Origin of the sequence: Dactylosporangium sp. NPDC049742 (assembly GCF_040674675.1) — a bacterium.
Lineage (GTDB): Bacteria > Actinomycetota > Actinomycetes > Mycobacteriales > Micromonosporaceae > Dactylosporangium > Dactylosporangium maewongense.
In genome coordinates this window covers 1-4,908 of sequence record NZ_JBFANF010000036.1, presented here as the reverse complement: position 1 = coordinate 4,908, position 4,908 = coordinate 1, and the positions used below count along the sequence as shown (strand labels likewise).

At 73.6% G+C, this 4,908-nt stretch carries 2 protein-coding genes and 1 pseudogene; 2 read left to right on the top strand and 1 reads right to left on the bottom strand.

Annotated features, from left to right (window positions below):
- Positions 1 to 1,192: transketolase C-terminal domain-containing protein (locus AB0J72_RS35120; RefSeq protein WP_363406379.1), on the top strand; the 1,192-nt coding region annotated here is incomplete at its 5' end.
- A 106-nt stretch (positions 1,193 to 1,298) separates the two neighbouring features.
- A complete protein-coding gene (locus AB0J72_RS35115; RefSeq protein ID WP_033362448.1) occupies positions 1,299 to 1,730 on the top strand; it encodes a DUF3052 domain-containing protein in 432 nt (143 codons plus the stop codon).
- Between the two features lie 1,581 nt (positions 1,731 to 3,311).
- Here the strand turns inward: AB0J72_RS35115 and AB0J72_RS35110 are convergent.
- Positions 3,312 to 4,908, bottom strand: a pseudogene (locus tag AB0J72_RS35110) (hypothetical protein); the annotation flags it as partial.

Below are 4,908 nucleotides of genomic sequence, written 5' to 3'. Positions count from 1 at the left end.
GGATTCACCGTCGCCTTCGGATTCCGCGGCGACCGAGGTGCTGGACGCATCGGAAGTGCCGGAAACATCGGAAGCGTCGCCGGAGCCGGCCGACACCCGTGCCAACGGGCATCCGCCGACCCGCGCGGCCGCCTTCAACGGGAAGCTCCCCGAGCGCGCCGGCCCGCTCACCCTCGCCCAGACGATCAACGCCGCCCTGACCGACGCGATGCTCGCGTACCCGCAGATGGTGGTCTTCGGCGAGGACGTGGCGGCCAAGGGCGGCGTCTACGGGGTGACGAAGGGCCTGCGGGACCGCTTCGGCAGCGCCCGCGTCTTCGACACCCTCCTCGACGAGACCTCCATCCTCGGTCTCGGCCTCGGCGCCGGGCTCGCCGGGATGCTGCCCGTGCCCGAGATCCAGTACCTGGCCTACCTGCACAACGCCGAGGACCAGCTGCGCGGCGAGGCCGCCACCATGCAGTTCTTCTCGCAGGGCGCCTACCACAACCCGATGGTCGTCCGGGTCGCCGGCCTCGCGTACCAGCTCGGCTTCGGCGGGCACTTCCACAACGACAACGCCCTCGCGGTGCTCCGCGACATCCCGGGGCTCGTGGTCGCCGCGCCGGCCCGGGCCGAGGACGCGGCCCCGATGCTGCGCACCTGCCTCGCCAGCGCGGTCGTCGACGGCAGCGTCTGCGTGTTCCTGGAGCCGATCGCCCTGTACCACACCCGCGACCTGCACGGCGACAGCGACAACTGGTGGCTGTCGGAGTACGCCCCACCGAGCGAATGGTCGGCCATCCACGTGCCGATCGGCCGGGCCCGCGCGTACCACAGCGGCCCGAACGACGACCTCACCATCATCACGTTCGGCAACGGCGTCCGGATGTCGCTGCGGGCCGCCGCCCGCCTGTCGGAGGAGGGCGTCGGCTGCCGGGTCGTCGACCTGCGCTGGCTGTCGCCCCTGCCCGTCGGCGACATCATCAAGCACGCCTCCGACACCGGCCGCGTCCTCGTCGTCGACGAGACCCGCCGCTCCGGCGGCGTCGGCGAGGGCATCATCGCCGCCCTGGTCGACGCCGGCTACGTCGGCGTGGCCCGCCGGGTGGCCGCGGTCGACTCGTTCGTGCCGCTCGGCCCGGCCGCCAACCACGTCCTCGTCTCCGAGGAACAGATCGTCCAGGGAGCGAAATCGCTGTTGGCCCGGTAGTTTGGACCTTTAGTTTTTCGATCGCATCGGTGCGCCACTTGCGTTGACGGCCCGTACTGTGTGGACTACGCGCTAACAGTGGTGTTGCGACAGGAGGCAGTGGACAGTGAACGCGACCGCGGGTCAGGCCGAGGTGAAGAGCCTGGCGGACCGGTTCGGTGTCGAACCGGGCATGGTCGTTATGGAGATGGGGTACGACGACGACGTCGACCAGGATCTCCGCGACGTCCTGATCGACCGGTGCGGGGACCTGGTTGACGAGGAGACCGACGAGGTCGTAGACGTCGTGCTGCTGTGGTGGCGCGACGACGACGGCGACCTGGTCGAGACGCTCATCGACGCGCTGGGCCCGCTCGCGGACAACGGTGTGGTGTGGCTCCTCACCCCCAAGGCCGGCCGCCCCGGGCACGTCGAGCCGAGCGATATCAACGAGTCGGCCCCCACCGCCGGGTTGCAGCAGACCTCGACGGTCAACGCCGGCAAGGACTGGACCGCGGCGCGCCTGGTCGCCCCGCGCGCCGCGAGGTCCCGCCGCTAGCTTGTCGGTGCGCTCGCCTTCCCCTCCGCAAGGAGCCACCGAAGGCGAGCCCTGACCCCCAGCCCGGCCTCGCCACCTTCATCAGGCACCCGGGCCACTCCCCCCTGCGCTCAACCCACCCCTCACCCGCCGGTCGAGGTGCCGTTCCCGCCGGACTGGGGCCTTCCTCGCCGCCGCCCCCATGATCGACTCGCGGATCCGGTCGCCCGGGCAGCCAGATCCGCTATTCGATCACTCCGCCCCACCCACACCGGCCGGCTACCCCGCGCCACCACGATCGCGCACAAGCCCGCCCCTGTCCCCCGATCGTGGACACGCCCCCAGCTCGCCCAACCCTTTGGGCCGGGCCGCGGACTCCGCACTCACCCTGACGCTGCCCGGCAATGCCACCCTCTTCAGGGCCGCACCCACGGGTCCGGACGCCGGCCGCTCGCCACCGTCGAGAACCATGACCGACAGGCAGCGATCCGCCCGTCGTTCCGCGACGACGGCACGAAGCCCGGCATCCGGAGCGCGGAACCACCCCACCCGGCTTCACCGGTTGCGCTTCGGTCCGACCGAGCCACGCGAACCGCATAACCGAACCTCACGCACCACAGCATGGGGACGCCACCGCCCGGGGCACACCCACCGGGCCGCAGCCGGCAACGCTGACGCCGAATCCGACCCAGGCACGCCCCGCCCACACCGAGGCCGGCAACGCTCACCCCCGGAGCCGACCCGGGCACACCCACCCGCCGAACCCGACAGCGCTCACACCGCAGCCGCCCGGGCACGCCCTTCACACCGGAGCCAGCAGCGCCCTCGCCCTGACCGCCTGCGCCCCGGGCCGGACCCAGCGGACACCTACCCCACCGCAGCTGGCAACACTTCCCACCGCAGCCGGCGACGCTCACACCGCAGCCGCCCCAGGCACGCCCCTCACATCGGAGTCAGCCCAGTCGCGCCCGGAACACGACCCGGACACGACCACCCGCCCAAGCCGACGGCACTCGCGTCCGCAACCCGTCCACCAACGCGCCCTCGCACTGGCCGTCCGCGACTTCTCCGCCAACGCGCCCGCGGCCCGACCGCGCGCGGCCCCGGTCCAGCCAAGCGGACACCACCGCACCGCGGCCGGCAGCGCTCACACCGAAGCCGGCAGCGCTCGCGTCCGCAACCCGTCCACCAACGCGCCCTCGCACTGGCCGTCCGCGACTCGTCCGCCAACGCGCCCGCGGCCCGACCGCGCGCGGCCCTGGTCCAGCCAAGCGGACACCACCGCACCGCGGCCGGCAGCGCTCACGCCGAAGCCGACCGGGGCGTCCGCTCGCACCGGAGCTGGCAGCGGCCTTGCCTCGACCGCCCGCAATCCCGGCCCCGCCAAGCGGACATCGACCCCCGCCGTAGCTGGCAGCGATCGCGCCGGAGCTGACGTGGGCACGCCTGCTTGCGCCGGAGCCCTCGCGGCCGGAGCCGGGCCGGTGTGCACCAGTCGCCCGGAGCGCACAGCTTGTGGTCGTGCGGGGTCCGGCGAACACCATCGCGGTGAGCGTGGCGCCCGGCCGCATGAGGCGGCGGGTGCCGGGGGCGGCGGTGGGGTCAGGCGGCTGAGGAGCGGGTCTGGGTCGGCTTCCAGGTCGGGGTCGGGGATGGGGAGTTGGACCAGGACTTCGAGGGGGTCGGGGACGGGGACGGGTTGCCGCCGCCGCCTGAGTTGGACTGGGGCTGGTAGATGCGGACGTCGGAGAAGGTGACGTCGGCGGCGTCGCCGCTGGGGGTGAAGGCGCCGAGGTTGACCTTGCCGCGCTTGATCGATTCGTTGACCTTCGAGCCGAGCTTGACGCCGTTGGCGTAGACGGTGATCTCCGAGCCGATGACGACCAGGGCGACGTACGGGTCGCTGGTCATCTTGACCGGCCAGGACGCCAGCTCGTTGCTCTGGCTGGGGGCGGCGTCGCCCAGGGCGTACAGGCGGATCACGCCGTCGCAGACGCCGACCGTGTACGCCTCCTGGCCCGCCCTCGCCCACATGCCCGCGCAGCCGCTCACGCGGTGCACCTTCGCCTCGATGCCGGCGTCGGTCATGTTGACGTTGAGCGTGTCCTTCAGGGTGCAGCCGGTCAGGCCGCGCGGGTTCGACACGACGTGCAGGTCGTCGTCGGACGCGTCGCACCTGCCGCCCTCGGACTCGTCCTGGGAATACCAGAGCTCGTGCAGGCCACGGTCCTGGAACTGCTTCCAGTTGCCGGGCACCCACGCCGGCCGGTCCGGGCGCGAATACGGGGGAAGCTGCTGCCCCTCGGCCGCCGACGGCGCCACGGACCCGCCGCTGGAGACGGAGGTCGTGGGCTGCTGCGCGACGTCGTCGTCCTTCTTGTTGTTGCCGACCTCGGTGTACACCACGTAACCGGCGAGCGCGAGCGCCAGCACCAGGATGCCGACGAGCAGCGGGATCGCCACGTTGCGCCGCGGCGACGGGGGCGGCGGCTCCTCCCGCGGCATCGGCGCGTATTCCATCGGCGACGCGGACGGCGAGCTGTAGACGCGCTGGACCGGCTGCGGCGGCTGCGCGATCCTCGGCGGCTGCGGCGGCGGCACGGGAGCGTGCCCCTGCTGATACCCCTGCGGCCCGCCGCGGTGCCCCTGCTGAACGGGTGGCGGTGCCATCGGGCGGAGCCGCTGCGTCGCCTCCGCGTCGCCGAACGCCGGGCTGACCGGCGCCGCACCGGCCTGGAAGCCACCCGCCTGGTATCCGCCCTGGTATCCACCGGGCCCGCCGCTCACCGGCGGCGGCGCGCTGACGGGCGGCGGTGCGCTGACGGGCGCGTTGGCAGCGGGCGGCGCGCTCATCGGCGGCGCGCTCATCGGCGGGCCACTCACCGGCGGACCGCTCATCGGCACCGCGCTGACCGGCGAGACCCCGGCGGGCGGCGTGCCCTGCCCGTGCTGGAACCCGGCGGCGCCCTGCCCGCCCTTCCCCAACTGCGCCGCCGCCTGCTGCGCGGCCGCCTGCTGAGCTGCTTGCTGAGCCGCCGCCTGCTGCGCCGCTGCCGCCTGAGCAGCCGCCGCCTGAGCCGCCGCCGGCCCCGCCTGCTGGGCGCCGGCCGCCGGCGCACCAAAAGCGCCAGCCGCGCCGGCCACGGCGGCACCCGCGACACCCGCCGCGGCAGCACCCGCGACACCGGGCCCCTGACCC